Origin of the sequence: Mesorhizobium sp. M7A.F.Ca.CA.002.05.1.1, assembly GCF_003998335.1 — a bacterium.
Classification (GTDB): domain Bacteria; phylum Pseudomonadota; class Alphaproteobacteria; order Rhizobiales; family Rhizobiaceae; genus Mesorhizobium.
In genome coordinates this window covers 1-3,232 of record NZ_RZQI01000697.1, presented here as the reverse complement: position 1 = coordinate 3,232, position 3,232 = coordinate 1, and the positions used below count along the sequence as shown (strand labels likewise).

Genomic DNA, 3,232 nt, shown 5'->3' with positions numbered 1-3,232 from the left:
GGCGCGGGCGTTCTCCGTCCACCTCTTGACCGCCTCGGGGTCATTCCTGGCCTTCCTGTCGCTGGTAGCGGCGAGCGAAGAGCGCTGGACCGCAATGTTCTGGTGGCTCGGGCTGGCATTGTTCGTCGACGGCATCGATGGACCGATCGCGCGCAAGCTCGAGGTCAAGGAGATCCTGCCGACATGGTCAGGCGAACTGCTCGACAACATCATCGACTACGTGACCTACGTGCTGATCCCGGCCTTCGCGCTCTATCAGCGCGGCTTCATGGGCGAGGGCCTGTCTTTCCTGTCGGCGGCGATCATCGTCGTGTCCAGCGCCATCTACTATGCCGACACCGGCATGAAGACGAAGGAGAATTTCTTCAAGGGATTCCCCGTGGTCTGGAACATGGTGGTGTTCACCCTGTTCGTCATCGAGCCCGGACAATGGGTTTCGTTCGCGGTTGTGGTGGTGGCCGGCGTCCTGACTTTCGTGCCGATCAACTTCATCCACCCGGTGCGGGTGGTGCGGCTGCGGCGCATCAACCTTGGGATGACTCTCTTGTGGTGCGCTTTCGGCGCGCTTGCCCTGGCCCAGGCGGCACTCGCTGCCTTCTATGATCAGATCGGCGTGCTGGGCGAACAGGTCAGCACCTTCACCAAGATCGGCATTACCATCACCGGGCTTTACCTTGCCTGCATCGGTGGCATCATGCAGTTCTTTCCCAATCTCGGTGCCAAAAAGGCTTGATCAGCCGCTCCCACAGGAAGCCTAGCCCCACAGGAAGCCTAGCAATGTCGAAAGCGATCCGCATTCACGCCAATGGCGGCCCGGAAGTTCTGACCTATGAGGACGCTGACCCCGGCCAGCCGGGATCCGGGCAGATCCTGGTCCGGCACACCGCGATCGGCCTCAATTTCATCGATGTCTAACATCGCTCTGGCCTCTACCCGCCGCCTGGCGGCTTCCCGCTCGTGCCAGGCAGCGAAGCCGCCGGCGTGGTGCTGGAGGTCGGCCAGGGCGTCGACTGGCTGAAGCCTGGCGATCGCATCGCCTATGCCGTGACGACGGGCGCTTACGCGCAACAGCGCGTCATCGATGCCAGCCGCGTCGTCAAGGTTCCGGATGGCATCAGCGACGAACAGGCCGCGGCGATGATGCTGAAGGGCATGACCGCGGAATATCTGCTGCGCCGGACGTTCAAGGTGAAGGCCGGCGACACGATCCTGTTCCACGCCGCGGCAGGCGGCGTCGGGCTGATCCTCGGCCAATGGGCAAAACATCTCGGCGCCACCGTCATCGGCACCGCCAGCTCGTCCGACAAGATCGAGCTCGCCAGGGCGCATGGTTTCGACCATGTCATCAACTACAAGGAACAGGATTTCGTTGCCGGCGTCGCCGCCATCACCGGCGGCAAAAAATGCGACGTTGTCTACGATTCGGTCGGCAACGACACATTTCCGGCTTCGCTGGACTGCCTGCGGTCGCTTGGCATGTTCGTCAGCTTTGGCCAGTCATCGGGACCCATACCGCCGTTCAGCATGTCATTGCTGGCACAGAAGGGGTCGCTGTTCGCAACAAGGCCGACACTGTTCGTCTACAACGCAAAACGCGAGGACCTCGACGCTTCTGCCGCCGCCCTGTTCGAGGTCGTGCTCAGCGGCGCGGTCGAAATCAAGATCAACCAGCGCTACGCGCTGAAGGACGCCGGCAAGGCGCATTCCGACCTCGAGGGCCGCAGGACCACAGGGACGACCATTCTCATCCCTTAGTTCGTTCTGCCTTGCTATCCCTTGAATTTCCGCTGAAATTCTTGAAGCTCTTTCAAGACGTGTGCCGCTTTCCGATGAGAGCCGGCCGCGCCTACCATGCCTGCGGGAACACAGAACATGTCTGGCTAACCAGATGGGAGGCACTGTGAGTGCAAATCACGACGGCACGAACCTGCTTGAGGTTCGTGGCCTCACCAAGATATTCGGCACGCTGACGGCGTGCGATCATATCGATCTCGACATCGCCAGGGGTGAGATCCACGCCCTGCTTGGCGAAAACGGCGCCGGCAAGTCGACGCTGGTGAAGATGCTGTTCGGTTCGCTGGAGCCCAATGCCGGCGAGATCTTCTGGAACGGGCAGGCCGTCAGGATTTCCAGCCCCGGCGTCGCGAAAAAACTCGGTATCGGTATGGTGTTCCAGCACTTCTCGCTGTTCGAGGCGCTGACCGCGGCCGAAAACATTGCCCTGTCGCTGGACGACGGCTCGCCGATCAACAGCATCGCTGCGAAGGCGAGGGCGCTTTCCTTCAGCTACGGCCTGCCGCTCGATCCTGAATCGCTGGTCGGCGACCTGTCGGTAGGCGAACGCCAACGCATCGAAATCATCCGTTGCCTGTTGCAAACGCCTCAGCTCATCATCCTGGACGAGCCGACCTCGGTGCTGACGCCGCAGGAAGCCGACAAGCTGTTCGAGACGCTGGAGCGCCTGCGTTCGGAAGGCAAATCCATCCTCTACATTTCGCACCGGCTCGAAGAGGTCAAACGCATCTGCGACCGCGCCACCGTGCTGCGTCACGGCAAGGTCGTCGGCCATTGCAACCCGCGCGAGGAAACCGCCTCTTCGCTGGCCCGCATGATGGTCGGCAACGAGGTGCAGGCCGTGGTGCGCGCGCCGGTCGAGGGGATCGCCACGGCGCAGCCGCTGCTCGAGATTCGCAACCTCAGCCGCAAGCCGGCAACACCGTTCTCGATCCCGCTCAAGGGCATCAACCTGAACGTCCGGGCGGGCGAGGTGATCGGCATCGCTGGCGTCGCCGGCAACGGCCAGGGCGAGTTCTTCGAATCCGTCTCAGGCGAAGTGCCGCAGCAGGATGCATCCTCGGTGCGCATTCGCGGTAAGGACGCAGGCGGCCTCACCATCACCGGGCGCCGACTGCTGGGCGCTGCCTTCGTGCCGGAGGAGCGCCTCGGCCACGGTGCGGCACCGCGCATGAAGCTTTCCGAAAACCTGCTGCTGTCGCGCCATGCCACCGACGGCAAGGCGTTCGTCGGTTCCGGCGGGATGGTGAAGAGCGGTGCCATCCAAGCCGCGTCCCAACGCATCATCGAGGCGATGGATGTACGCAAGAGTGCGCCGGATCCGGAGGCCGCGGCCCTTTCGGGCGGCAATCTGCAGAAATTCATCGTCGGCCGTGAACTCGACCGCCGGCCAAGCGTCATGGTGGTGAACCAGCCGACCTGGGGCGTGGATGCGGGC

At 62.9% G+C, this 3,232-nt stretch carries 2 protein-coding genes and 1 pseudogene; all 3 read left to right on the top strand.

Going from position 1 to position 3,232, the window contains the following annotated elements; translation table 11 throughout:
* Nucleotides 1–733: phosphatidylcholine synthase (gene pcsA / locus EN939_RS26840; protein ID WP_164751245.1), on the top strand; the 733-nt coding region annotated here is incomplete at its 5' end.
* A 44-nt stretch (nt 734–777) separates the two neighbouring features.
* Nucleotides 778–1,755, top strand: a pseudogene (locus tag EN939_RS26835) (quinone oxidoreductase family protein).
* Nucleotides 1,756–1,888: 133 nt separating this feature from the next.
* Nucleotides 1,889–3,232: ABC transporter ATP-binding protein (locus EN939_RS26830; RefSeq protein WP_164751244.1), on the top strand; the 1,344-nt coding region annotated here is incomplete at its 3' end.